The organism is Janthinobacterium pasteuri (genome assembly GCF_051380775.1).
In the GTDB taxonomy this organism is placed as follows: Bacteria; Pseudomonadota; Gammaproteobacteria; order Burkholderiales; family Burkholderiaceae_D; genus Janthinobacterium.
Window position 1 is genome coordinate 1 of the sequence record NZ_JBNYXS010000020.1, and the last position, 23,592, is coordinate 23,592.

General features: G+C 57.0%; 27 protein-coding genes and 1 pseudogene. 7 read left to right on the forward strand and 21 right to left on the reverse strand.

All coding sequences use genetic code 11. The annotated features are described in order from the left end of the window. Positions 1 to 111, forward strand: a pseudogene (locus ACQ4WN_RS18975) (IS1595 family transposase); the annotation flags it as partial. 20 nt (positions 112 to 131) lie between these two features. Here the strand turns inward: ACQ4WN_RS18975 and ACQ4WN_RS18980 are convergent. From ACQ4WN_RS18980 to tyrS, 11 genes are all read right to left on the reverse strand, one after another. Continuing rightward, complete coding sequence (locus ACQ4WN_RS18980) at positions 132 to 599, reverse strand: YaiI/YqxD family protein (RefSeq protein ID WP_102123182.1); 468 nt, start codon at positions 597 to 599, stop codon at positions 132 to 134. Between the two features lie 32 nt (positions 600 to 631). Further along, complete coding sequence (gene ruvB, locus ACQ4WN_RS18985; protein ID WP_436552920.1) at positions 632 to 1,687, reverse strand: Holliday junction branch migration DNA helicase RuvB; 1,056 nt, start codon at positions 1,685 to 1,687, stop codon at positions 632 to 634. A gap of 12 nt (positions 1,688 to 1,699) precedes the next feature. Beyond that, positions 1,700 to 2,278 carry a Holliday junction branch migration protein RuvA gene (gene ruvA, locus ACQ4WN_RS18990; protein ID WP_071079482.1) on the reverse strand — a complete coding sequence of 193 codons (579 nt, stop codon included), beginning with the start codon at positions 2,276 to 2,278 and terminating at the stop codon, positions 1,700 to 1,702. Positions 2,279 to 2,332: 54 nt separating this feature from the next. Next, the gene (gene ruvC / locus ACQ4WN_RS18995) at positions 2,333 to 2,872 is read right to left on the reverse strand and encodes a crossover junction endodeoxyribonuclease RuvC (RefSeq protein ID WP_436552921.1); all 540 of its coding nucleotides are present in this window, start codon (positions 2,870 to 2,872) and stop codon (positions 2,333 to 2,335) included. A 120-nt stretch (positions 2,873 to 2,992) separates the two neighbouring features. Further along, a complete protein-coding gene (gene purH, locus ACQ4WN_RS19000) occupies positions 2,993 to 4,579 on the reverse strand; it encodes a bifunctional phosphoribosylaminoimidazolecarboxamide formyltransferase/IMP cyclohydrolase (protein ID WP_436552922.1) in 1,587 nt (528 codons plus the stop codon). Positions 4,580 to 4,675: 96 nt separating this feature from the next. After that, the gene (locus tag ACQ4WN_RS19005) at positions 4,676 to 4,909 is read right to left on the reverse strand and encodes a helix-turn-helix domain-containing protein (RefSeq protein WP_008445162.1); all 234 of its coding nucleotides are present in this window, start codon (positions 4,907 to 4,909) and stop codon (positions 4,676 to 4,678) included. A 167-nt stretch (positions 4,910 to 5,076) separates the two neighbouring features. Beyond that, positions 5,077 to 6,129 (reverse strand): tRNA dihydrouridine synthase DusB, encoded by a 1,053-nt coding sequence (dusB, locus tag ACQ4WN_RS19010; RefSeq protein WP_436552923.1) that lies wholly within the window; start codon positions 6,127 to 6,129, stop codon positions 5,077 to 5,079. A gap of 161 nt (positions 6,130 to 6,290) precedes the next feature. Continuing rightward, a complete protein-coding gene (locus tag ACQ4WN_RS19015; protein ID WP_436552924.1) occupies positions 6,291 to 6,935 on the reverse strand; it encodes a histidine phosphatase family protein in 645 nt (214 codons plus the stop codon). Positions 6,936 to 6,938: 3 nt separating this feature from the next. Further along, entirely contained in the window at positions 6,939 to 7,577 is a 639-nt protein-coding gene (locus ACQ4WN_RS19020; RefSeq protein ID WP_436552925.1) for a YbhB/YbcL family Raf kinase inhibitor-like protein, read from the reverse strand. 25 nt (positions 7,578 to 7,602) lie between these two features. Beyond that, positions 7,603 to 8,052: a D-aminoacyl-tRNA deacylase gene (gene dtd, locus ACQ4WN_RS19025; protein WP_141171706.1), complete on the reverse strand. Its 450-nt coding sequence runs from the start codon at positions 8,050 to 8,052 to the stop codon at positions 7,603 to 7,605. Continuing rightward, positions 8,049 to 9,314, reverse strand: a complete 1,266-nt coding sequence (gene tyrS / locus ACQ4WN_RS19030; RefSeq protein WP_076568307.1) for a tyrosine--tRNA ligase — start codon at positions 9,312 to 9,314, stop codon at positions 8,049 to 8,051. Before tyrS ends, dtd begins: the two co-directional genes overlap by 4 nt. A gap of 154 nt (positions 9,315 to 9,468) precedes the next feature. Here tyrS and ACQ4WN_RS19035 point away from each other — a divergent pair, with 154 nt between their 5' ends. After that, on the forward strand, positions 9,469 to 10,836 hold the full coding sequence (locus ACQ4WN_RS19035) for a M23 family metallopeptidase (protein ID WP_436552926.1): 1,368 nt from the start codon (positions 9,469 to 9,471) through the stop codon (positions 10,834 to 10,836). Positions 10,837 to 10,967: 131 nt separating this feature from the next. After that, positions 10,968 to 12,062, forward strand: coding sequence for an anhydro-N-acetylmuramic acid kinase (locus ACQ4WN_RS19040; protein ID WP_436552927.1), 1,095 nt, complete (start codon positions 10,968 to 10,970; stop codon positions 12,060 to 12,062). 65 nt (positions 12,063 to 12,127) lie between these two features. Here the strand turns inward: ACQ4WN_RS19040 and erpA are convergent, their stop codons facing one another. The 8 genes from erpA to ACQ4WN_RS19080 form a co-directional block, all read right to left on the reverse strand. After that, positions 12,128 to 12,490 carry an iron-sulfur cluster insertion protein ErpA gene (gene erpA, locus ACQ4WN_RS19045; RefSeq protein ID WP_029496047.1) on the reverse strand — a complete coding sequence of 121 codons (363 nt, stop codon included), beginning with the start codon at positions 12,488 to 12,490 and terminating at the stop codon, positions 12,128 to 12,130. 98 nt (positions 12,491 to 12,588) lie between these two features. Then, entirely contained in the window at positions 12,589 to 12,978 is a 390-nt protein-coding gene (locus tag ACQ4WN_RS19050; protein WP_436552928.1) for a bactofilin family protein, read from the reverse strand. A 90-nt stretch (positions 12,979 to 13,068) separates the two neighbouring features. After that, positions 13,069 to 14,106 (reverse strand): N-acetyl-gamma-glutamyl-phosphate reductase, encoded by a 1,038-nt coding sequence (argC, locus tag ACQ4WN_RS19055; protein WP_436552929.1) that lies wholly within the window; start codon positions 14,104 to 14,106, stop codon positions 13,069 to 13,071. 180 nt (positions 14,107 to 14,286) lie between these two features. Then, positions 14,287 to 14,679 carry a 30S ribosomal protein S9 gene (rpsI, locus tag ACQ4WN_RS19060; RefSeq protein WP_010393285.1) on the reverse strand — a complete coding sequence of 131 codons (393 nt, stop codon included), beginning with the start codon at positions 14,677 to 14,679 and terminating at the stop codon, positions 14,287 to 14,289. Between the two features lie 9 nt (positions 14,680 to 14,688). Next, positions 14,689 to 15,117: a 50S ribosomal protein L13 gene (gene rplM, locus ACQ4WN_RS19065; protein WP_010393282.1), complete on the reverse strand. Its 429-nt coding sequence runs from the start codon at positions 15,115 to 15,117 to the stop codon at positions 14,689 to 14,691. Between the two features lie 210 nt (positions 15,118 to 15,327). Next, entirely contained in the window at positions 15,328 to 16,407 is a 1,080-nt protein-coding gene (locus tag ACQ4WN_RS19070; RefSeq protein WP_436552930.1) for a serine/threonine-protein kinase, read from the reverse strand. A gap of 2 nt (positions 16,408 to 16,409) precedes the next feature. Beyond that, entirely contained in the window at positions 16,410 to 17,465 is a 1,056-nt protein-coding gene (locus ACQ4WN_RS19075; protein ID WP_436552931.1) for a serine/threonine-protein kinase, read from the reverse strand. After that, on the reverse strand, positions 17,449 to 18,534 hold the full coding sequence (locus tag ACQ4WN_RS19080) for a PP2C family protein-serine/threonine phosphatase (protein ID WP_436552932.1): 1,086 nt from the start codon (positions 18,532 to 18,534) through the stop codon (positions 17,449 to 17,451). The genes ACQ4WN_RS19075 and ACQ4WN_RS19080 overlap by 17 nt, the downstream gene beginning before the upstream one ends. Before the next feature lie 200 nt (positions 18,535 to 18,734). Between ACQ4WN_RS19080 and ACQ4WN_RS19085 the strand changes: the two genes are divergently transcribed. Beyond that, positions 18,735 to 19,157 carry an OsmC family protein gene (locus ACQ4WN_RS19085; protein ID WP_436552933.1) on the forward strand — a complete coding sequence of 141 codons (423 nt, stop codon included), beginning with the start codon at positions 18,735 to 18,737 and terminating at the stop codon, positions 19,155 to 19,157. Between the two features lie 75 nt (positions 19,158 to 19,232). On the opposite strand, the gene coq7 is transcribed toward ACQ4WN_RS19085, so the two are convergent. Continuing rightward, the gene (coq7, locus tag ACQ4WN_RS19090; RefSeq protein ID WP_436552934.1) at positions 19,233 to 19,877 is read right to left on the reverse strand and encodes a 2-polyprenyl-3-methyl-6-methoxy-1,4-benzoquinone monooxygenase; all 645 of its coding nucleotides are present in this window, start codon (positions 19,875 to 19,877) and stop codon (positions 19,233 to 19,235) included. An 85-nt stretch (positions 19,878 to 19,962) separates the two neighbouring features. Beyond that, the gene (locus ACQ4WN_RS19095; protein ID WP_436552935.1) at positions 19,963 to 20,394 is read right to left on the reverse strand and encodes a hypothetical protein; all 432 of its coding nucleotides are present in this window, start codon (positions 20,392 to 20,394) and stop codon (positions 19,963 to 19,965) included. Between the two features lie 148 nt (positions 20,395 to 20,542). Between ACQ4WN_RS19095 and ACQ4WN_RS19100 the strand changes: the two genes are divergently transcribed. The 3 genes from ACQ4WN_RS19100 (at position 20,543) to ACQ4WN_RS19110 (ending at position 23,586) form a co-directional block, all read left to right on the forward strand. Continuing rightward, positions 20,543 to 21,322 carry an ABC transporter ATP-binding protein gene (locus tag ACQ4WN_RS19100; RefSeq protein ID WP_436552936.1) on the forward strand — a complete coding sequence of 260 codons (780 nt, stop codon included), beginning with the start codon at positions 20,543 to 20,545 and terminating at the stop codon, positions 21,320 to 21,322. A 3-nt stretch (positions 21,323 to 21,325) separates the two neighbouring features. Then, on the forward strand, positions 21,326 to 22,522 hold the full coding sequence (locus tag ACQ4WN_RS19105) for an ABC transporter permease (RefSeq protein ID WP_436552937.1): 1,197 nt from the start codon (positions 21,326 to 21,328) through the stop codon (positions 22,520 to 22,522). 170 nt (positions 22,523 to 22,692) lie between these two features. Further along, entirely contained in the window at positions 22,693 to 23,586 is an 894-nt protein-coding gene (locus ACQ4WN_RS19110; RefSeq protein ID WP_436552938.1) for an ABC transporter ATP-binding protein, read from the forward strand. The last annotated feature ends 6 nt before the right edge of the window (positions 23,587 to 23,592 follow it).

The following is a 23,592-nucleotide window of genomic DNA, read 5'->3' on the forward strand; positions in this document are numbered from 1 at the left end:
CTGCCGAATTATCTGGGTTGGCGCTGGATACTCGACGCCGGACGCATCCGCTCCCCAGAAACATTGTTGAAGGCAACCATGGGAGAGTTCCCACACCTTACGGTGACATAGCCTTTTTTTACGTCCACAGATTATTGCGCTGGCGCCGGCTTGCGGTGATGCTTGCTCAAATGCCTGTCGAGGCTGTTGGCAAACTGCTGCCGGTCGGACTGGCTGAAAGCGGCCGGGCCGCCCGTGTCCACACCGCCGCTGCGCAATTCTTCCATGAAGGCGCGCATCGTCAGTTGCTGGGCGATATTGTCCTTCGTGTAAAACTCGCCGCGCGGATTCAAGGCATAGCCGCCCTTGGTCAGCACGTCGGCAGCCAGCGGAATATCGCCCGTGATGACGAGGTCGCCGGGATTGAGCAGCCGCACGATTTCCTGGTCGGCCACGTCGGCGCCGGACGGCACTTGCACGGTGCGGATGAAGCGCGACGGCGGCACGCGCAAGCCCTGGTTGGCCACCAAAGTGAGCGGCAACTCCAGGCGGTCGGCCACGCGGTACAGGATTTCCTTGATGACCACGGGACAGGCATCGGCGTCGATCCAGATTTGCATACCGGGCATGGCCTGCTGAATACCATCCGCCATCACAGTTCCCACGCTTCGCCACCGGGACCCATGCGCGGCGCGCTGACGCCGAAGTGCAGATAGGCGGCCGGCGTGGCAACGCGGCCACGCGGCGTGCGCTGCAAGAAGCCTTGCTGGATCAGGTATGGCTCCAGCACATCTTCGATAGTATCGGCCGCCTCGCCGATGGCGGCGGCCAAATTCCCTATGCCGACGGGACCGCCGCCAAACTTGAACAGCACCGCTTCGAGCAATTTACGGTCCATCACGTCGAAGCCCACAGAATCGACGTCGAGCATGGCCAGCGCGCGGTCGGCCACCACCTTGGTGATCTCGCCATTGCTTTTGACTTCAGCGAAATCGCGCACGCGGCGCAGCAAGCGGTTGGCGATGCGCGGCGTGCCACGGGCGCGCTGGGCGATTTCATGCGCGCCTTCCGGGTCGATGGGCGCTTTCAGCAAGGCGGCACTGCGCGTGACGATCTTCGTCAATTCGCTCGTGTTATAAAACTCCAGGCGCGCGACGATGCCGAAGCGGTCGCGCAGCGGGTTGGTCAGCATGCCGGCGCGCGTGGTGGCGCCAACCAATGTAAACGGTTGCAGATCGAGTTTCACGGAACGGGCGGCAGGGCCTTCGCCGATCATGATATCGATTTGATAATCCTCAAGCGCCGGATATAGAATTTCTTCCACGACAGGTGACAGCCGGTGGATTTCATCGATGAACAGGACGTCGTTCGCTTCCAGGTTCGTCAAAATCGCGGCCAGGTCGCCCGGGCGCTCCAGCACGGGGCCCGAGGTCTGGCGCAAATTGACGCCCATTTCGCGCGCGATGATGTGCGCCAGCGTGGTCTTGCCCAGGCCCGGCGGACCGAACAGCAAGGTATGATCGAGCGCTTCCTTGCGCTGGCGCGCAGCCGTGATGAAGATTTCCAGCTGGTCACGGATCTTTTCCTGCCCCACATACTCATCGAGCTGCTTCGGGCGCAAGGCCCGTTCGATCGCCTCTTCGTTATGCGAGATGGGCGCCGCATCGATGATGCGCTGCTCCGTGAAGATATCGGTCTGGATGCTCATGCCGTGTTCCCGTTAGCCTTTCGACAGCGCTTTGAGCGCCAGTTTGATGCCGTCCGAGACGCCACTGCTGGCCGGCACGTTTTTCACGGCCGCCATTGCCTCCTTGTCCGAGTAGCCCAGCGCCAGCAGGGCATTGAGGATATCGGACTGCGCATCGGGCGCAGCGTGTGCGCCAAGCGGGCCGAGATCCGCACCGATCTTGCCCTTCAATTCCAGCAGCAGACGTTCGGCCGTCTTCTTGCCGATGCCGGGCACTCTGACCAGGCGGCCTGAATCCTGCAAGGTGATCGCTTGCGCCAGATCGGCAATCGTCATGCCGGACAGGATGGACAAGGCCATGCGCGCGCCCACGCCCGTGATCTTGATCAACTGGCGGAACACGGCCCGCTCGGCCGCGTTACCGAAACCAAACAGCAGATGCGCATCTTCGCGGATGGCCTGGTGCGTGAACAGCACGACTTTTTCACCCACGTGTGGCAAGTTGTAAAACGTGCTCATCGGCACGTCGACTTCGTAGCCGACGCCTTGGCAATCGACCAGCAATTGTGGCGGATTCTTTTCAAGCAAAATACCGGAGAGACGACCTATCATCGCGTGTTCCTAATGTTGTATCGTTGTTTATATTGATATATGAGGGTCAAGCAGCTATCCCACCAACCGGCCGCGCTTCATGCGCAAGCCCTGCAATTGCGGTGCCAGCGCGCCGATCATGGCCAGCGCATCGATGCTGTTGGCGTGGCAAATGGCCACGCCCAGGGCATCGGCCGCATCCGTGCCGGGCAAGCCGGGCAAGGACAACAGCCGCGATACCATTTCCTGCACCTGCTCCTTGGCAGCCTTGCCGTGGCCCGTAACGGCCTGTTTCACTTGCAGCGCCGTATATTCGGCCACCGACAGGTCGGCATGCACGAGCGCGCAAATGGCCGCGCCGCGCGCCTGCCCCAGCAGCAGGGTCGATTGGGGGTTGACGTTGACAAACACTTTTTCGATGGCCGCGCAATCGGGCTGGTAAGTGCCGACGATTTCGCTCACGCCCTGCAGGATGATCTTCAGGCGCGGCGGCAATTCCCCTTCGGAGCTCGTCTTGACGGTCCCCGACGCGATATAGCGCAGCTTGTTGCCGTGTTTTTCAATGACCCCAAAGCCGGTGGTGCGCAGGCCAGGATCGATGCCAAGAATAATCATCGCCAGATTCTATAATGAATACGGCAGGCACCGGTGAATAACCGATGCCTGCCGTTCTATACATCGTCACCCCACAAGCAACATCCGGGGTCTGACTCCAGCATTTGCCGTTGGGTTTAATTAATGACGGAAGTGACGCGTGCCCGTGTAGAGCATGACCACGCCGCGCTCGTCCGCCGCATCGATCACTTCCTGGTCGCGCATGGAGCCGCCCGGGTGGATGACGCAGGTCGCGCCCGCATCGACGACGACGTCGAGGCCGTCGCGGAACGGGAAGAAGGCGTCCGACGCCACCACGGAACCCGTCAGCGACAGGCCCGCGTTTTGCGCCTTGATGGAAGCGATGCGGGCCGAATCGATACGGCTCATCTGGCCAGCGCCCACGCCCAGGGTCATGTTATTGCCGCAGAAGACGATGGCGTTCGACTTGACGAATTTCGCCACTTTCCAGGCAAACATCAGGTCGGACAATTGCTGCGGCGTTGGCTGCAGCTTGCTCACCACGCGCAAGTCGCCGATGCCAACGTTTTTCGCATCCGGCGATTGCACCAGCAGACCGCCACCGACGCGCTTGAAGTCCATGGCGTTGACGCCATTGCCCAGCGGGATTTCCAGCATGCGCACGTTTTGCTTGCTCGACAGAATCTGTTTCGCTTCAGCGGAGAACGATGGGGCGATCAGCACTTCCACGAACAGCTTGGCGATTTCGCCGGCCGTAGCGCCATCGAGTTCCGTGTTGAAGGCGATGATGCCGCCAAATGCGGAGGTCGGGTCCGTCTGCAGGGCACGCGCATACGCTTCGGCCGCATTCTTGCCCAGTGCTACGCCGCATGGGTTCGCGTGCTTTACGATCACGCAGGCGGCGCTTTGCTCGAAGCCGCCCAGGCTCTTCACACATTCCCAGGCTGCATCGGCATCGGCGATGTTGTTATACGACAATTCCTTGCCTTGCAGCTGGCGATAGTTGGCCAGCGCGCCATCGATGGTGACCAGGTCGCGGTAGAAGGCGGCGCTCTGGTGCGGATTCTCACCGTAGCGCATGTCTTGTACTTTTTCAAAGGCAACGTTCAGGATTTGCGGATAAGCGCCGCGCTCGGCGTGCACCTTCGTCGGGCCCAGGCTGGTCAGGTAATTGGTGATGGCGCCATCGTATTGCGCCGTGTGCGCAAAGACTTTTTTCGCCAGCATGAACTTGGTGTCATAGCTGACCGTGCCGGCCGTGCCATCGGCCGAACGCAGCTCCGCCAGCACGGCGTCGTAGTCGGTCGGATCGCAGATGACGACCACGTCCTTGTGGTTCTTGGCCGCCGAACGCAACATGGTCGGGCCACCGATATCGATGTTTTCGATCGCGTCTTCCAGCGTGCAATCGGCCTTGGCAACCGTGCCCTGGAACGGATACAGGTTGACCACCACCATGTCGATGGTCGGCATGTCGTGCTCGATCAGTTTCGCCATGTGCTCAGGGAAATCGCGGCGCGCCAGGATACCGCCATGCACTTTCGGGTGCAGGGTTTTCACACGGCCATCGAGCATCTCCGGGAAACCCGTGTAATCGGCAACTTCCGTGACAGGAACACCGTTGTCTGCCAGCAATTTGGCGGTACCGCCAGTGGACAGGAGGTTGACGCCCAGGGCAGACAGGGCACGGGCGAATTCGAGAACGCCGGTCTTGTCGGAAACGGAGAGGAGAGCTTGTTTGATCATGGCTGTGGCTAGGTGGTTAAGTGTTCTTGGCGAATGGCGCAGGCCCGGTGCCGGGCTGCGGCGGATTCAAATCTTGGCGTCACTTGCATGCCGGCATTACAGCAAACCGTGCTCCTGCAATTTCTTGCGCAGGGTATTGCGGTTGATGCCCAGCATCTGCGCGGCGTGCGACTGGTTGCCATCGGCGCGTGTCATCACGACTTCCAGGATGGGCTTTTCCACGGTCAGCACGACCATGTCATAGATATTCGATGCTTGCTGTTCGCCCAGGTCATTGAAGTAATCTTCTAGACTTTTCTGTACGACTTCCTGAATGCTTTCTTTGCTCATTTGTATGCTTCAACCGGCTGAACACCTGGCAATCCGCTGCCGCGCCGCTCGTGCGGTCCGCCTGCAGTCCTCTTGCCTTGGTGTTGTAATTAATATTGCATGACGCTCTGTATAGGCGCTCGCCCTTGTACTACTGGTAACTTATTTACCTGCTCGTTGCTATCTGCTCATGCTGCCGTGGCCGTAGGTTTGATCACATCGAGCAGGCCACTTTCACTCGATTCGGAGAGGCGGTATTGTAACCGCTCGCCAAATTTCCATTGCGACTCAAAAAATTGATCGACGGCCAGCAATTGCGCGTCCGTCGACTCCAGCAAGTTCATTTGCTGGCGGAACGCTTCGCCGCCTTCCAGGTCTTTCACATACCAGCCGATGTGCTTGCGCGCCGTGCGCACACCGAGAAATTCTCCGTAAAACGCGTAATGGGCGCGCAAATGCTCATCCATCAGGGTACGCACTTCATCCACGTAGGGTGCCGGCAACAAGGTGCCGGTGCGCAGGAAATGATCGATTTCGCGGCAAATCCACGGCCGTCCCTGCGCCGCGCGGCCGATCATGACGGCATCGGCGCCAGTTTGATCGAGCACAAAGCGGGCCTTCTGCGGACTGGTAATGTCGCCATTGGCCACCACGGGAATGCCCACCGATGCCTTCACGGCGGCAATCGTTTCATATTCGGCATCGCCCTTGTAGCCATCGGCGCGCGTGCGGCCGTGCAAGGTCAGCATCTGGATGCCAGCCTGCTCGGCGATGCGGGCGATTTTCAGGGCATTCTTGTTTTCGCGGTTCCAGCCCGTGCGAAATTTCAGGGTGACGGGCACGTCGACGGCATTGACGACGGCGTGCAAGATCTTTTCGACCAGGCTTTCGTTTTGCAGCAGGGCCGAACCGCACCAGCTGTTGCACACCTTCTTCACGGGGCAACCCATGTTGATGTCGATGATCTGCGCGCCCCGGTCCACGTTGAACTTGGCGCAATCGGCCAGGTCTTGCGGATCGGCACCGGCGATCTGCACGGCTTTCGGTTCCATTTCGCCCTCATGGTCCGTGCGGCGCGCACTTTTTTCCGTCGCCCACAGGCGCGGATTCGACGCCGCCATCTCCGACACGGCATAGCCTGCCCCCAGCTGCTTGCACAACTGGCGGAAAGGCCGATCCGTCACGCCCGCCATGGGAGCGACGAAAACGTTGTTGCGCAGAATGTGAGGGCCGATTTGCACTGAAGAACCTGGAATGGACGGAGGAACCTGCTATTTTAACCGATTCCCTGCCTATTTAATAAGCACTATTTTTTTGTTTCAGTGCGCCAGAGTGGGCGCCACGCTTGTGCAGCACAGCAAAATGGACCGCTGGCGGCCCGGTCCGGCGCTCGCCCCAACTGTTAGCTCAGCTCGTCCATTGCGGGCACGCTCAGGTGGTCGATGTCTCCCCAGTGCTTTAATTGCAGCTTGCCATCCGCATACAAGAAGCGGTTGACGCTGGCATTTTGGACCTGGAAGTCGCGCGGACTGTCGAGCGCCATGCCGACCGCCTCGCGGTAGGCGCATTCGAGCACACCGCCGTGGGCGACGATGGCGATCGTCTGGCCGTCATAGCGTTCGGCCCAGCGGGCGATGGCGCCGTTCGCGCGTGCGTAAAACTGGCGGAAGCTCTCCGCTACGCGCTCGCCGGAGGGCATCACCGCATCGATCTGCCGCGATTGCCACTGCGCATACTCGTGCGGATAGCGTGCGGCGATGTCCGCATACAGCAAGCCTTCGAACGCGCCATAGCAGCGCTCGCGCAGCAAGGGGTCCGTCTGCACGGGCAAGTCTTTCACGTCGGCCACGGCTTGCGCCGTTTGCTGCGCGCGTTGCAAGTCGCTGGCAAGGATGGCGGCCAGCGGCTCATCCGCCAGCGCCTGCCCCAGCGCGCAAGCTTGCGCCAGGCCCGCCTCGTTCAGGGCGATGTCGATATGGCCCTGCAGGCGGCGACCCGCGTTCCAGGCCGTTTCGCCATGGCGTATCAATAAAATCGTGGTGCTCATGCTTTATTTCTTCAGAGTAAGTGCCAGCTCGGGCTTGAGCGAGTAGGCAACGACGAGCTGGGCTTCGTCGAGGATGTGGCCGTAAAGAGCGGCATGGGCTTGCTGCCCCGTAAAACGCTCGTCTAGGGCCAGGCGCGGTACATCGAGCGCATACAGGCGGAAGATGTAGTGGTGGATGCGCTCGTCATTCCACGGCGGGCACGGGCCATCATAACCGTAATAATCGCCTGCCATGTCAGGATCGCCGGCGAACCAGCCTGTGTAGTCGTTGATGCCCTGGCGCGGCCCAGTACCAGTGCCGGCAGCCTTGCCGCGCGGCGTGATGCCGCTGGAAAATTCACCGGCGGCAATCGCCCGCATGGCGGGCGGCAAGTCGAGCAAGCTCCAGTGATAAAAGTCGCCGCGCGGCGCCGTCAGTGGCAAGGATTGGTCGTCGCGGTTGGCCAGGCTGGCGTCTTGCGGCGCATCGGGGTCGATGCAGAACAGGGCCAGCGACTCGGTGCCATTCGGCACCTCATCCCAGGCCAGATGGGGATTGCGGTTGCCGGCGAGGCGCACGCGGCTGGCCGGATCGATCTCGGCAAACGCATAGTCGGCCGGCATCAGGCCGCCACCACGAAACGTCTCGCTCCACAATTTCATCGCTTGCTCCCTTTTATCTTTTTAGTTATTGCTTTGCATTCACTTGCAGCCAGAACGTGACGGGCCCGTCATTCGTCAGCGACACTTGCATGTCGGCGCCGAACTGCCCCGTTTGCACGCTCGCATGGCGGTGGCGCGCCTGTTCCACGAAATGCGTGAACAGGCGCAAGCCATCCTGCGGCGCGGCTGCCGGGGTAAATGACGGGCGCGTGCCGGACTTGGTGTCGGCCGCCAGCGTGAACTGCGGTACCAGCAGCAAGCCGCCGGCCACGTCCGTCACACTGCGGTTCATCTTGCCCGCCTCGTCGGCAAACACGCGGTAGCCGAGCAATTTGGTCAGCAGGGCGTCCGCTTCCTTCTCCGTATCGCCCCGCTCCGCACACACCAGCACCATCAGGCCGGCGTCGATGGCGCCGATGGTGGCGCCGGCAACGTCGACTTTCGCCTGCGTGACTCTTTGCAACAGCGCGATCATGCCGTCAAGGTGACGCGCGCGAAACTGCGCTTGCCAACTTGCAATACGAATTCGCCGGCCGCCACTTGCAAGCCCTTGTCGCTGATGACGGTGCCGTCGATGCGCACGCCGCCCTGGTCGATCTTGCGCATGGCTTCCGAGGTCGATGGGCACAGACCTGCTTGCTTGAGCAATTGCGGGATGCCCAGCGGTGCGCCAGCCAGCGTCACTGCCGGGATATCGTCGGGAATGCCGCCCTTCGAGCGGTTAACGAAGTCAGCCAGTGCATCTTCGGCCGCCTGCTGCGAATGGAAACGGGCGACGATTTCTTGCGCCAGCGCAACCTTGGCATCGCGCGGATTGCGGCCTTCTTCGACTTCGCGCTTCAGTTGCGCCAGTTCGGCGATCGAGCGCCACGACAGCAGCTCGTAGTAGCGCCACATCATGACGTCGGAAATACTCATCAGCTTGGCGAACATGGTGTTACCCGGTTCCGTGATGCCGATGTAGTTATTCTTCGACTTGGACATTTTTTCCACGCCGTCCAAACCTTCCAGCAGCGGCATGGTCAAAATACATTGCTGCTCCTGTCCATACTGCTTTTGCAGTTCGCGGCCCACCAGCAGGTTGAACTTCTGGTCCGTGCCGCCCAGTTCCAGGTCCGACTTCAGGGCTACCGAGTCGTAGCCTTGCATCAGCGGGTACAGGAATTCGTGTACGGAAATAGGAATGCCGCCCTGGAAGCGCTTGGTGAAGTCGTCGCGCTCGATCATGCGCGCCACCGTGTAGTGGGAAGCGAGCTGGATGATGCCGCGCGCGCCCAGCGGATCGCACCACTCGGAGTTATAGCGGATTTCGGTCTTGCTGGCGTCCAGCACTAAAGATGCTTGCGCGAAATACGTCATCGCGTTAATCTCGATCTGTTCCTTGGTCAAAGGCGGGCGCGTGACGTTGCGGCCCGAAGGGTCGCCGATCATCGAAGTGAAGTCGCCAATGAGGAAAATGACTTGATGGCCCAGGTTTTGCAACTGGCGCATCTTGTTCAGCACGACAGTGTGGCCCAGATGCAAGTCGGGTGCAGTCGGGTCCAGGCCCAGTTTGATGCGCAGTGGAACACCGGTTTTCTCGGAGCGTGCTAATTTTTGCGCAAATTCGCTTTCGATCAAGAGTTCGTCGACGCCACGCTTGGTAATCGCGAGGGCTTCTTGTACTCTGTCCGACAGCACAAGCGCGGTCTGAGCGGCGTTAGCCTTTGTAGGCGATGCGGTGGTGTTGATTTCCATAAAATTTGACTGTAGATCTCAAAATGGTAGTAGGTTTGCGGAGTTTGCTATAATGCTCGATCCCATCAATCTTGCCGTATGAAAACGAACCAAAATAACAATAACAAAGAGCACTAGTTCACGAATCGTTCAAGGGCAAATTTTAACTGATTGCATGAACCCTATACATAAAATCACAAGCTCACGCTTGTACACACAGCTGACGACGACACGCAAGGCACGCATTATCGGCGCGTCTGCAGTGCTGCTCGCCGTGGCCGCCTTCGGCGCTGTCGCTGTGTCGCCCATGGCGCCCGACGCATCCGACTTGCCGGTCACGTCCATCGCCCAGAACCTGGAAATGCCTGATCTCACCTCGCAAATTTCCGCGATGGAACAGGTAGACCAGAATTTCACCCACGAAGAAAAAGTCCGCGCTGGCGATACCCTCGCCACCCTGCTGACCCGTCTCGGCGTGAATGATCCGGCGGCCGCCAATTTCATCAAGACCGACAAGATTGCGCGCGGCGTGATGTTGCTCAAATCGGGCAAGCGCGTGCAAGCGCAAACGTCCGAAAACGGCGACCTCAACTGGATGCGCGCCACTCTCGTCGATGGCACGGACAAATCGGTCAAGAACATCCTGATCACCCGCAAGGGCGACAAGTTCGTGGCCACGGAAGTGGCAGCCCAGCTGGAACGCCGCGTTGAAATGCACGCGCGCAAGATTACCTCCACCCTGTTCGCCGCCACCGATTCCAGCCTGGACGGCACCCGCCTGCCAGACTCGATTTCCGCGCAAATCGTGGAAATGTTCTCCACCAATATCGACTTCCGCTCCGACCTGAAACGCGGCGACTCGTTCAATGTTGTCTACGAAACATTCTGGCAAGATGGCGAATTTGTCCGGGCGGGCCGCATCCTGGCCGGTGAATTCACCAACCGCGGCACGACTTACCAGTCCGTTTGGTTCGAAGACCCAGCCAGCAAACAAGGCGGCGGTTACTACAGTTTCGACGGCAAGTCCCTCAAAAAAGCCTTCCTGAAATCTCCCCTCGAATTTTCCCGCATCTCGTCCGGCTTCTCCATGCGCGTTCACCCGATTTCCGGCAACTGGAAAGCGCACAAGGGCATCGATTTCGCCGCAGCAACAGGCACACCTATCCGCGCCTCGGGCGACGGCGTGGTCGATTCCGTTGGCAGCCAAAATGGCTACGGCAATGTTGTTGTCCTGAAACACTGGGCCAACTACAGCACCGCCTACGCCCACATGAGCCGCTTCGCTTCGGGCTTGAAAAAAGGTCAAAAAGTCAGCCAGGGCGATGTAATTGGCTATGTCGGCACCACCGGCTGGTCCACGGGCGCCCATTTGCACTATGAATTCCGCGTCGGCGGCGTGGCACAAGATCCAAGCAAACTGAACGTTCAAGCCCAGGCGCCGCTGACGGCCGCCGAGCTCAGCCGCTTCCGCATGGTATCGGCCGACATGATGCACCGCTTCACCCTGCTGCGTCCGAACGACACGGCACTGGCGTCGCGCTAAACGACACCGCGACACTGCCTTAGGGCAATACACAAAGGCACCGCCCATGCAGATGGCCGGTGCCTTTGTTTTATGTGCACAGGAAAATGCGGCACAATGCATCCTTCACTGACGCATTCAAGGAAACCCCCATGCTGTATATCGGTTTGATGTCGGGCACCAGCCTCGATGGCGTCGACGGCGCCTTGGTCGATTTTTCCGACGATGGCAGCGTGCGCAGCCTGGGCGACGCCTATATTGCCTTTCCCGCCAGCCTGCGCGCCGACCTGATGGCACTGCAAAGTGCTGGCCAGAATGAAATCGAACGCGAAGCACTGGCGGCCAATCAACTCGTGCGCCATTACGCCGACTGCGTCGCCATGCTCTTGAGCAACGCAGGCATCGGCCCGGACGCCATCGCCGCCATCGGCGCACATGGCCAGACCATCCGCCACCGCCCCGAACTGGGCTTTACGCGCCAGTTGAACAACCCGGCCCTGCTGGCCGAACTGACGGGCATCGATGTCATCGCCGACTTGCGCAGTCGCGACGTGGCGGCCGGCGGCCAGGGCGCGCCGCTGGTGCCGGCCTTCCATCAAGCCATTTTCAATCTGCCCGGCCACACGCGTGTGCTGGCCAATATCGGCGGCATCAGCAATATCAGCGTGCTGCATGCGGACGGCACGGTAACGGGTTACGACACGGGCCCCGGCAATGCGCTGATGGATGGCTGGGTCTTGCAGCACCAGGGCCAGCCATACGACGCCAACGGCGCCTGGGCCGCCACGGGCAAGGTCATCCCTGCCTTGCTGGCAGAATTACTCAATGAACCGTATTTTGACTTGCCGGCGCCGAAAAGCACGGGACGCGACCTATTCCATGCCGACTGGCTGCAAGGCAAGCTGGCCAGGCATCCCGCCGCCCGGCCGGCCGACGTACAGGCGACCCTGACCCAACTGACGGCCGTCAGCCTGGCGCAAGCCATCGCGCGCGACGGGGCGCAGGCGGAAAACGTGTATGTCTGTGGCGGCGGCGCGCAGAACGCCAGCCTGATGGCGGCGCTGGGGCGCGAATTGCCGGGCATGGCGGTGGCATCGACGGAAGTACTGGGCGTGGCGCCCAGCCAGGTCGAGGCGCTGGCGTTTGCCTGGCTGGCCTGGCGCTTCACGCAGCGCAAGCCGGGCAACTTGCCGGCCGTGACGGGCGCGGCGGGTTTACGAGTGCTGGGTGCGCTGTATCCGCGTTGAGCAGATGTAGAAACACAAATAGCGGATCATCGATCCGCTATTTTCTGACTTGCTCCGTTTAATACTTAAACGGAGAAGGACGAGCCGCAACCGCAGGTCGAGGTGGCTGTCGGATTCTTGATCACGAACTGCGCGCCTTCCAGGTCATCCTTGTAATCGATTTCCGCGCCGACCAGATACTGGTAGCTCATGGAATCGATCAACAGCTGGACGCCGTTCTTGACCATGGTGGTGTCATCTTCATTGACGATTTCGTCGAAGGTGAAGCCATACTGGAAGCCGGAACAGCCGCCACCCTGCACGAAAACGCGCAATTTCAGGTCGGGATTACCTTCTTCTTCGATCAGCTGCGCGACTTTTTCGGCGGCGCTATCGGTAAAGATAATGGGTGAAGGGATCACATCTTGCATTTCAGCGACGGCATTCATATCGGACACTCCTACTAGAAAACATTAACTCATTATAGACTGTTGCCGCAACTCGCGCTGCGGCCGCCGCTGATGCGGCTGGGCGGTGTTGTTCCTGCTCACATTTCCGACACGGCCAGGTGCAGCACGGGGTCGGCGCTGTCGTGTCGACTCAGCTTGCCTTGCACCAAGGCGCCGCTGTGCATTTCCAGTACCTTGTAATAGACCTCTCCTACAATGCGGGCTTTCGGCTGGATTTCAAGCATTTCGGACACATACACGGGGCCATTGATCTCGCCGCTGACGACCAGGCTCGTGCAGCGCACCTCGCCATCGATGCGACCTGCCTCGCCCAGCACCACATACGTAGGCTCGCCTGCTTCGCCCGTGACATTGCCGCGCACATGACCATCGATGCGCAAGCCGCCGCAAAACAGCAAGTCGCCCTCGATCCGCGTGGAGGCGCCGATCAGGGTGTCGATGGGGGTTTTTGCGCTGCGCTCGAACATGAACGTCATCCTGTCGGGATAGGTGGCAATCCAATTTATCACAGGTCCGGCAAAAAGGCGCCGGACCTGCGCAAGCACCGGTGCCTAAATTTACGGCATCACGGCGATGTGGTGCAATCCAGCTGTTTCTTTCAAGCCAAACATCAAGTTCATGCATTGCACGGCCTGGCCCGAGGCGCCCTTGACCAGATTGTCCTGCACCACCAGCACGATGACGGTATTGCCGCCTTCAGGGCGGTGCAGGGCCAGGCGCAGCATATTCGAGCCACGCGTGGAGCGCGTTTCCGGGTGCGAGCCGAATGGCATCACGTCGACGAATGGCTCATCCTTGTATTGCTCTTCGAACAAGGCTTGCAATGCTTCATTGCTGACATCCTTGTTCAGCTGCGCGTACAGAGTCGAGTGCATGCCGCGGATCATCGGCACCAGGTGCGGCGTGAAGGTCAACGCCACTTTCTCATCCGTGAAACGCTGCAACTGCGCCGTCGTTTCCGGCAAGTGGCGGTGACCGGCCACGCCGTAGGCTTTGAAGCTGTCGCTGCTTTCCGAGAACAGGATGCCGATTTCCGCCTTGCGGCCGGCGCCGGACACGCCCGACTTGCAGTCGGCGATCAAGCCGCCCGCGTTGACCAGGCCTGCCTTGAGCAGCGGGTAAAAGCCCAGTTGCATGGTGGTCGGGTAGCAACCGGGGTTGGCGATCAGGCTGGCTTTTTTAATATCTTCGCGGTTCAGTTCCGGCAAGCCGTACACGGCTTGCTCGATCAGCTCGGGCGCCGTGTGGGCAATCTTGTACCACTGCTCGAACTTGGCCTGGTCTTTCAGGCGGAAGTCGGCGGCCAGGTCGATGACTTTCACGCCGGCGGCCAGCAGCGCTGGCGCTTGCGCCATCGCAACGCCGTGTGGCGTGGCAAAGAAGACCACGTCGCACTGCTCCAGATTGGCCCTGTCCGGCGAGGAAAACGCCAGTTTTACGTGGCCACGCAGGGAAGGATACATGTCAGCAACGGGCAAGCCATCTTCCTTGCGCGAGGTAATCGCCGTCAACTCGACATCTGGATGGGTAGCGAGCAAGCGCAGCAATTCCACGCCCGTGTATCCAGTGCCGCCGACGATGCCAACTTTGATCATGTTCTTTCCTTGTGTATAGATTGCATAAGATTGCATAAAGATGAGGGGGAACGCTACCCCCGCGGGTTTTCCGCGTATTTTACAGCGCAACGGCGCATCCCGCTGAAATGCAAAAAAGCCGCAGGACCGAAGTCCAGCGGCTTTTCGACCAGCACCCCGGAAGGTGCTGTAGCGTAGAAATTAACGCTTCGAGAATTGCTTTGCGCGACGTGCTTTGCGCAGACCAACTTTTTTACGCTCGACTTCACGTGCATCGCGGGTCACGAAGCCGGCTTTCGCCAGTTCCGGTTTCAACGCTGCATCGTAGTCGATCAGAGCGCGGGTGATGCCGTGACGAACTGCACCAGCCTGGCCCGACTCACCGCCGCCATGGACGTTGACTTTGATGTCGAAACGCTCGACATTGCCGGTCAGTTCCAGAGGTTGACGGATGACCATCAGACCCGTTTCGCGCGAAAAGTATTCGTTTGCTGGTTTGCCGTTAACAACGATCAAGCCTGTGCCAACTTTGATAAAAACCCGAGCCACTGCACTTTTGCGACGGCCGGTTCCATAATTGTAATTACCGATCATGTCAGTTCCTTAGAGAACAAGTGCTTTAGGTTGCTGAGCAGCGTGCGGATGGGAACCTTCCGCGTACACTTTCAGCTTCTTGATCATTGCGTAGCCGAGTGGGCCTTTAGGCAGCATGCCCTTGACCGCTTTCTCAAGCGCGCGACCTGGAAAACGCTGTTGCATTTTCTGGAAGTTGGTTTCGTAGATGCCGCCTGGATAGCCAGAGTGACGGTAGTAAATTTTCTCAGTAGCTTTGGTACCGGTCACACGCAGTTTGCCTGCGTTGATGACGACGATAAAGTCGCCGGTATCGACGTGAGGAGTAAATTCTGGTTTGTGTTTGCCGCGCAGTCGGAGTGCCACTTCGCTGGCAACACGTCCGAGGACTTTGTCCGTCGCGTCAACCACGAACCAATCGCGCTGGACTTCATGTCCTTTAGCGGAAAATGTTTTCATGTTGACTTCCTAATAGATTACACGCTCAAATGGTGGTTCCGCCGATGCTGCTGTGCGGACTCTGCCTTATTTACTTTTCCTGAGCGAACGGAAAGCCGACAAGTATAAGCGGCTTTGCTCCGCCAAGTCAAGCCAGAACGCACATCTGTGCGACCCAGGCACCCAGAAAAGTGTAAAAAATACAACCAAATGCACCGATAAATTGCTTAATTAACTCTTTTTCTTTTTTAACACGAGAATTGGATGAGCTCGCGACCTTGGGTTTCCGGGAAAACTTGAAAAACATATCCTATTATTTTCACCGGAATCGGGTGCAGTAACACCATACGTACTCTGCATGCTAAAAAAAACAGTGCCGTCATTGCCAGTAGCAAAGCCACTATATCCATTCTGAATAAAGCGATCAATAATCGCTTCTTTACGATCAACAGCCAAATAACATAATTCTTGACATCTTATTGATAACTGCTCTGCACTAGGTCTTCGAATTGGATCGTAATTTAAACAAGAATCTACCAGAGTTTGCAATTCCTTCGCCAGCGGCGAAAATTGAGCTTTATTTGTCATGAATTTAGGCCAAGGCTTTCTATTCATGTTTTTAACATTTACTGCCGCTTCTAAATAGACCCCGAATGGGTACTCACCCGTAAGTAACCGAAACATCATTGCACCAAGCGACCAAATATCCACCGAAAAACCTGGGTTCTCCCCTGGACGCCGAAACATCATTTCTGGCGCCATAAATGGAAGCGCCCCTTTTATCGTCCCGGAATTTGAACGAGTTATATCGCCACTTTTAGCCGCCTCGTCAAAAAATTCTTCCGTTAAAGTTGCAATCCCAAAGTCAGTAATTTTCAAATCATGTACATTGACTCCCCTTGAAACCATAACGTTACTTGGCTTCAAATCACGATGAATCACCCCCGCCCTATGGGAACTTAAGAGTCCTTTTGCAAGGTGATGCAAAACCCTGGCCCCCAAATGAGGATCTAAAATCCCAAATAAATCAAGTTTTTGCTCTAAAGTTTCACCGTCAACAAACTCTTCAATAAGATAATCAACCCCACTTACACATAAATAATCTAGTGTTTTTGCCACATTATGATGATTGACCTTAGCAGCAATTTGCGCACTAGCCTTAAATCTCTTTGATTGCTGACCAATTTGTGGCGTTTTTAAAGCAACATCCATGTCCAAAAGCATATCTTCTGCACGATATACTTCCTGCATACCACCGCGCCCAATATGTTCGACAATTTTATATCTCCCAGCAATTATATTATTTATCATAATTATGGCATTACTTCAGGGTTAGAAACATCAAAAGTCACAAACTCTCGATCGCTTTGATTTGCACCAAAAGTTATTACGCAACAAGCTGGCAATTCGCATCCAACCAAAGCCATGTCATTATTAACAAGAACATGTCCAGCAATATGATTTATTGAAAATTTCAGCCCGTCGTACTCTATTCCTATAACTCCCCTACCTGCACTAGTTATTAGAGCACTAGTCGATACGGAATTAATCTCATGAATTTCCGAGTTTAGTACCAACAACGCTCGATGACGTGTTTTTAAAAGATGCCGCCTAAGCATAAACTCAATATCACCAATTAAAGGTCGCTCTATTGGACTATAACTTAAACATTTCTCCAAAATATCTACCACATCATTTGGCAAAAGCTCCAATTTCCCACTTAGCGAGTTGCGCTCTACTCTCTTTGGAGGCCTATCAAACATCCCCTGAGGAATCTCGGCGTCAACAAGAGCTAAAGCCAACAAGCCAAAAGCATACACATCGATTGATTTATCAAAACTAACTTCCGTTCTTTTCCATAGCTCTGGCGCCATAAAACCGGGAGTACCAACTGCACTTATTGTTTTAGCGTCAAGTCCTTCTTCACGAGCAAGTCCAAAGTCCAGAATTTTAACCACTCCGGATGAGTCTCTCCGAATATTACTCGGCTTAATGTCTCTGTGTATTATTCCTGCATTATGTATTTCAGAAAGACCACGAGATATCTGCCATAACACATTCAGATGCTCCAGTCCTGGACTAATCATACCAACGCGCAAATCCTCGCCATCTATATATTCTAAAATCAATGCCATTCTCTCAAAGGAATCGCCACCGACATTTACAATATCAAAAAGCTGAACTACATGTTTAGACCTCAATTTTATTAAGGCTTTACGCTCATCAATCAGTCGCCTATCCTCTTCACCATTCTTCAGAACCTTCAGCACCACTTTTCTATTTAAATTTCTGTCTAAACAAACATATATATCCCCCATGCCACCGCCAATTTTAATCCCGGTAGCCTCATATCTACTTGGAAGAATCATCGCCACCCTCCATTCTCTTCTCAATATTTTCCACAATACCAATCTCTATACTTAACTGATTACTGTCTGGCTTAGTTGTTTTTTTTCTCGGAGCTCTAGGCTTTCTAACCACAGTACTTTTTGGAAAATTTTTCTTAATCACATCAAAGGCTTTATTTTCATCAATTTTCATCGACTCATTATCATTAATTTTATAAAGTCCTTCATCAATAACTTCAGGAGGCCGGATCCACATAATATGTAATGCACTATAAGGATCCCATAACTCCACACCTACATCTGGAGATTTTAGAAAATCGGAGCCAAAGTCTTCTAAATCCACTACTGCCAATGATGCATTATCAGGAGCGCCACGCCATCTTGCGATAGTTCGCAACTGCATTGCGACTTCGGCCGTTGATGCTGCATGCATTAATACATCATTAATACATTCATCGCCAATGAAATGAATTCCGTCAGATGTCAATAGAATTCGATTGGTAAACTTAGGCGCTATATTTAAATGCGCCGAGAGTCCTTCTCCCATCCCAATATATTGCAACAACTCTGTCCCAGTCCCACCTACAGCTTCTTTTAATGAGTCATCCACAGTTAAGCGTGCTATTTTTTTTTCTGACCGTGACAATCTTGCATAAATTCTACTATCACCAACATTTAACGTAAAAACATCACCGCCTGTAAGTAAAATTGCAGATAAAGTAGCACCGCCTCTACCTTTTGCGAAATCATGGACATTTGAATTAGCCTCATTAGCAGCAAATTCCATCCGCAAACCCGGAGATAAATTCCGATGCCGAATTAGAGAATTAAAAAATGAAGATAAAGTAATTGCAGCGCATTGATTTCCATCTCTCATCCCTCCCATTCCATCGACCAATGCGACAACCAAAAATGCAGGCCCGCTATTAGAGCTAATAGAATTTACGCGCATCGCAGAAACGCGATCTTGATTCTCCTTCCGAACCAATCCTATATCACTAGAAATTGAAATAGGTATCCCAGCAGTTACATTAGTACCATTTGCTGGAACAGACCTAAGAAACCATTTAACCAATTTATCATTTAACATTTTTTGGCTATTCAATAGAAATGCAAGTATATAAAAACATCACTTAATTTTTTTCTTAAAATTTTAATTTAACAATACTAACAGTAATGAGCTTGTAAAGTACACTACCGCAACAAACCTTTTTGATAATTTTACACCCACAAAACTGCCATAAAATCGCATACAATAACTTTAATTTTTCTTATGATGGAGAATTTTTCATGGAATGCAAAGTCAGCTGGAATGGCCCGTCGGGCATGAGTTTTCGGGCAGAAACCGGTTCCGGCCACCTGGTGACCATGGATGGCGCGCCCGATGGCGGCGGCCACAACCTGGCGCCACGCCCGATGGAAATGGTCTTGCTGGGCACGGGCGGCTGCACCGCCTATGACGTGGTGCTGATCCTGAAACGGGGGCGCGAAGCCGTCAGTGGCTGCGAAGTGACCCTGAAAGCCGAGCGTGCCGACACCGATCCGAAAGTATTTACCAAGATCCACTTCCATTTCACCGTGCGGGGCAAGGCCCTGAAACCGACAGCCGTGGAACGGGCCGTTTCATTGTCACACGACAAATATTGCTCGGCATCGATCATGCTGGCGAAGACGGCGGACATCACGCACTCGTTCGAAATCATCGAGGAATAATCGGCGCAATTTGCTTGGATGCAGCAGAAAACTGGGGTCAGACCCGACGGGTCTGACCCCGGCTATTTTCTGCGCTTAAATATAGTAAGCCGTTTTTGTCATCACTTTCCCCATCAGCCCCATCAGCGCCTTCACTGGCGCCGGGGTGTCGATGGCGCCCAATCGCTGAGCGGCGGCGCCGTGTTCCACTTCATCGGTGGCCATCTGCTTGACGATGGCGCGCGACTTGGCGTCCTGCGGCGGCAATTCCTGCAAGTGGCTGGCCAGGTGCGCTTCCACCTGGCGCTCCGTTTCCACCACAAAACCCAGGCTGCGGCCATCGCCCATGCGCGCGGCAATGGTGCCGAGCGCAAAGGAACCCGCGTACCACAGGGGATTGAGCAGGCTCAAGCGCGAGCCCAGCTCCGTCAGGCGCTGCGCCGTCCAGGCCAGGTGGTCTTCCTCTTCCCGCCCCGCTTCATCGAACTGGGCGCGGATAGCCGGGCTGTGCGCATAGCGCGCCTGCGAGTTGTACAGAGCCTGGGCGCAGACTTCGCCCACGTGGTTGACGCGCATCAAGCCGGCGCTGTGGCGCTGCTCGGCCGGACTCAGCTCCGCATCGGGCGCGTGCGCAGCCGGCGAGGGGCGCGAAGCCGAGGCCACGCCCGCCATGACGCGCAGGGCCTTGTCGGCGCCAACAATCAAACGATCCAGGGGGTCAAAGTAACGGTTCGCGCTCATCGTGGCTATTCATGTAAGGGAAAACATGAATTATAGGACGATCAGGGCCAGCCGTCCCCACGCCGCACGCAGGGTGAACGGGGCTTTATTGACTTGTGCGCGCTTTTTCCTGCTCGATCCAGTCGACCACGGGACCGACGGCGTCCAGGCCAGACAGGCTTTTCGCCACGCCCAGGTTCAGTGAAACCAGGAAGGAAATGCTGTCGATGGGAATGTCCGGGCAATGCTCGGCAAACGCGGCGAGAAAGCGCTCCGATTGCAGCACGCGCAAGACTTTCTCGCCGCTCATGAATTGCAGTACGCTGGCGATGCTGTGCCCACCACCGAGCGAGTGGTAAATAAAACGGTTGTACCTGGCGTCGATCTGCTTGAAATCGAGGGCTTCTTCCGTCATCAGGCCCGCCAGATAGTACAAGCCCAGGCTGACGCGGAAGAAACCGATGGCTTCGGCACTGGTCATGCCGGCGCGCGCCACGGCCAGTACCTTGTCCTGCATTGACTGATCGATCGTTTGCATTGCGCTCTCCCGCGCCGTCCGCCGGCGCCCACCGGGCCAGCTTGCATGAAGATGCTGTTTTTTTCAATAGACCAAACGATATTTCCACCTTGCAAGTTACATTTTTTGCATGCTACTCTCGTTGTTCACCGTTGAATGGATGAAACACATGATTGAGGTCAAGCACCTGGCAAAACGTTTTCGCATGCCGCCCCACAAGGGCAAGGGCGTGCACGTCAGCGATCCGCGCGAACATGAGGGCTGGTTTCACGCCGTGCGCGACGTCAGTTTCAGCTGCGCCCCGGGCGAAGTGCTGGGCCTGCTGGGTCCGAATGGCGCCGGCAAGACCACCACCTTGCGCCTGCTGTCGACGGCCTTGCAAGCGGACGCGGGCAGCGCGCTGGTGAACGGCGTCGATGTGCTGCAGCAACCGCTGGTGGCGCGCCAGAGCATCGGTTTCCTGTCCGGTTCGACGGGGCTGTATGGCCGCCTGACGGCGCGCGAAAACGTCGAGTACTTTGGCCGCCTGCATGGCATGCCGGCCGACAAGCTGAAACGCCGCTGCGACGAGCTGTTTGCCCTGCTGCACATGGAGGAATACGGCGGCAAGCGGGCCGATCAGTTGTCGACGGGCATGAAACAGAAGTGCGCGATCGCCCGCACCGTCGTGCATGAGCCGCAAGTGGTGATCCTCGACGAGCCGACGACGGGCCTGGACGTGATGTCGGCCAAGATCCTGCTCGACTTCATCGCCAGCTACAAGGCGCTGCGCGTGCCGCTGATCTTTTCCACGCACCATCTGCACGAAGTGGAAAAGCTGTGCGATCGCGTCTGCATCATCAACCGCGGCACCACCGCCTTCCATGGCACGGTCAGCGAACTGCGCCACCTGGGCGGCAGTGCCGATCTGTACGACGCCTTTGTCAGCGTCATCAACCAGGGAGCCTGAGCCATGTGGACCATTTATCTGAAAGAGTTGCTGGAACTCACGCGCGACCGCAAGACGCTGATCTTTACCATCCTCATCCCCATCTTTGCCATGCCGCTGATCTTTGGCGGCTTCGCTTATGTTTCAAGCAATATGTTCAAGAGCGCCAAGACGGCAGAAATGCGCTACGCGCTGTTCGGCAAGGACCATTCGCCGGGCTTGAGCGCGCGTTTTACCCAGCAGCACAACTTGCGCGAAGTGCCACTGGCCAGCGAGGGCGACATCCGGCGCGCCATCGGCGACGACAGCATCAAGTTCGCCGTGGTCATTCCGCCCCATTTTGAAGAGACGCTGCAGCAACATCAGCAAGCCAAGGTCACCTTGCATTACAACAGCGCCAGCACGGTCGACGTGACCCAGCAGCGGGTGCGCGACATTGTCGAGACCTACAACGCCAGCCTGCGCGAAGGGGCGCTGTCGGCCCTGAACCTGAGTCCGGCCCAACTGGCCTTTGCCCTGCACCCCATCGTGCTCGACAAGCAGTCGACGGCCAACGAGCGCGAGCAGATGGGTGCCATCGTCGGCGGCATGCTGCCCTATTTGCTGCTGATGGTGTGCCTGACGGCGGCCATGTACCCGGCCATCGACCTGGGCGCCGGCGAAAAGGAGCGGGGCACGCTGGAAACCCTGCTGCTGGCGCCCGTGCCGCGTAGCGCCATCGTGCTGGCCAAATTCTTCGTGCTGTTTACCGTCGGCATGACGTCCGCCGTGCTGATGGTCGGCAGCATGGGCGCCCTGCTGGCCATCTTCGGCAGTTCGCTGGAAGGCAACATGGCCGTCATGGTGCGCAGCATCGGCTTGCCCGACCTGGCCATGGTGACCCTGATGCTGGTGCCGACGGCCGCCATCTTCGCCTCGCTGCTGCTGTCGATCTCGATCTACGCGAAAAGCTACAAGGAAGCGGCCGGCATGATCACGCCATTGATGCTGTTTGTCATCCTGCCCACGGTAGCGGCCATGCTGCCCGGTGTCGAACTGAACTGGATGTGGGCGATGGTGCCGCTGACCAACGTGTCGCTGGCCATGAAGGAACTGGTGAAAGGCACCATGGATTACCGCATGTTCGGCGTGATCCTGGCTTCGACCACGGTGATCGCAGGCGCCCTCTTGATGCTGTGCCGCTGGTGGTTTAACCGCGAATCGGTCCTCTTCCGCAACTAGACACGCCAGCAAGGGTAAAACGGGGTGCCATCCACCCCGCCCATCTGCACTCTGGACACACGAAAATGCCGTGTATCGCATGCAACTGCCCAGTACGTCTTAAATTCAATACAATGCCAGCATAGAGAAGCCCTGCACCATCGGGCTGCAACGCATGAGTTAGGAGTTGTATGGAATTGCAGATCCGTAAATTGTCGAAGACCTACGCGAATGGCGTGGTGGCGCTGGATAACGTGTCGCTGACGATACCGCCCGGGATGTTTGGCTTGCTGGGCCCGAATGGCGCTGGCAAGTCGACCCTGATGCGCACCCTGGCCACCTTGCAGGAATGCGATTCCGGCTCCATCTTCTTCGGCGACTATGACGTGCTCGACGACAAGGACGAGATCCGCCGCATGCTGGGCTACCTGCCGCAAGACTTCGGCCTGTACCCGAAAGTGACGGCCTACGAACTGCTCGACCACTTCGCCACATTGAAAGGGCTGTCGCAGCGGGCGCGCCGGCGCGAAGTCGTCGATGGCCTGTTGCAGCAAACCAATCTGTTCGACGTGCGCCACCAGCGCCTGGGCAGCTTTTCCGGCGGCATGCGCCAGCGCTTCGGCATCGCGCAAGCCCTGCTGGGCGACCCGAAACTGATCATCGTCGACGAGCCGACGGCCGGCCTCGACCCGCAGGAGCGCGTGCGCTTCCACAACTTGCTATCCGACATAGGCGAAGACAAGACGGTGATCCTGTCGACCCACATCGTCTCCGACGTGGCCGACCTGTGCGCCAACATGGCCATCATCAACAAGGGCCATTTGCTGCTGTGCGGCAAGACCCTGGAACTCATCGACGAAGTCAGCTGCAAGATCTGGGCGCGCTTTGTCGAAAAGAAGGAGCTGGCCAGCTTCCAGCAGCGCCACGCCGTCATTTCCACGCGCTTGCTGTCGGGCCGCACCCTGATCCACGTCTACAGCGACGATGATCCGGGCGACGGCTTCGAGGAAGCCATCGGCGACCTGGAAGACCTGTATTTCGCCACCATTGCCGGGCGCCACCGCGTCGCCCCGCAGTGCGACTGAGGCGGC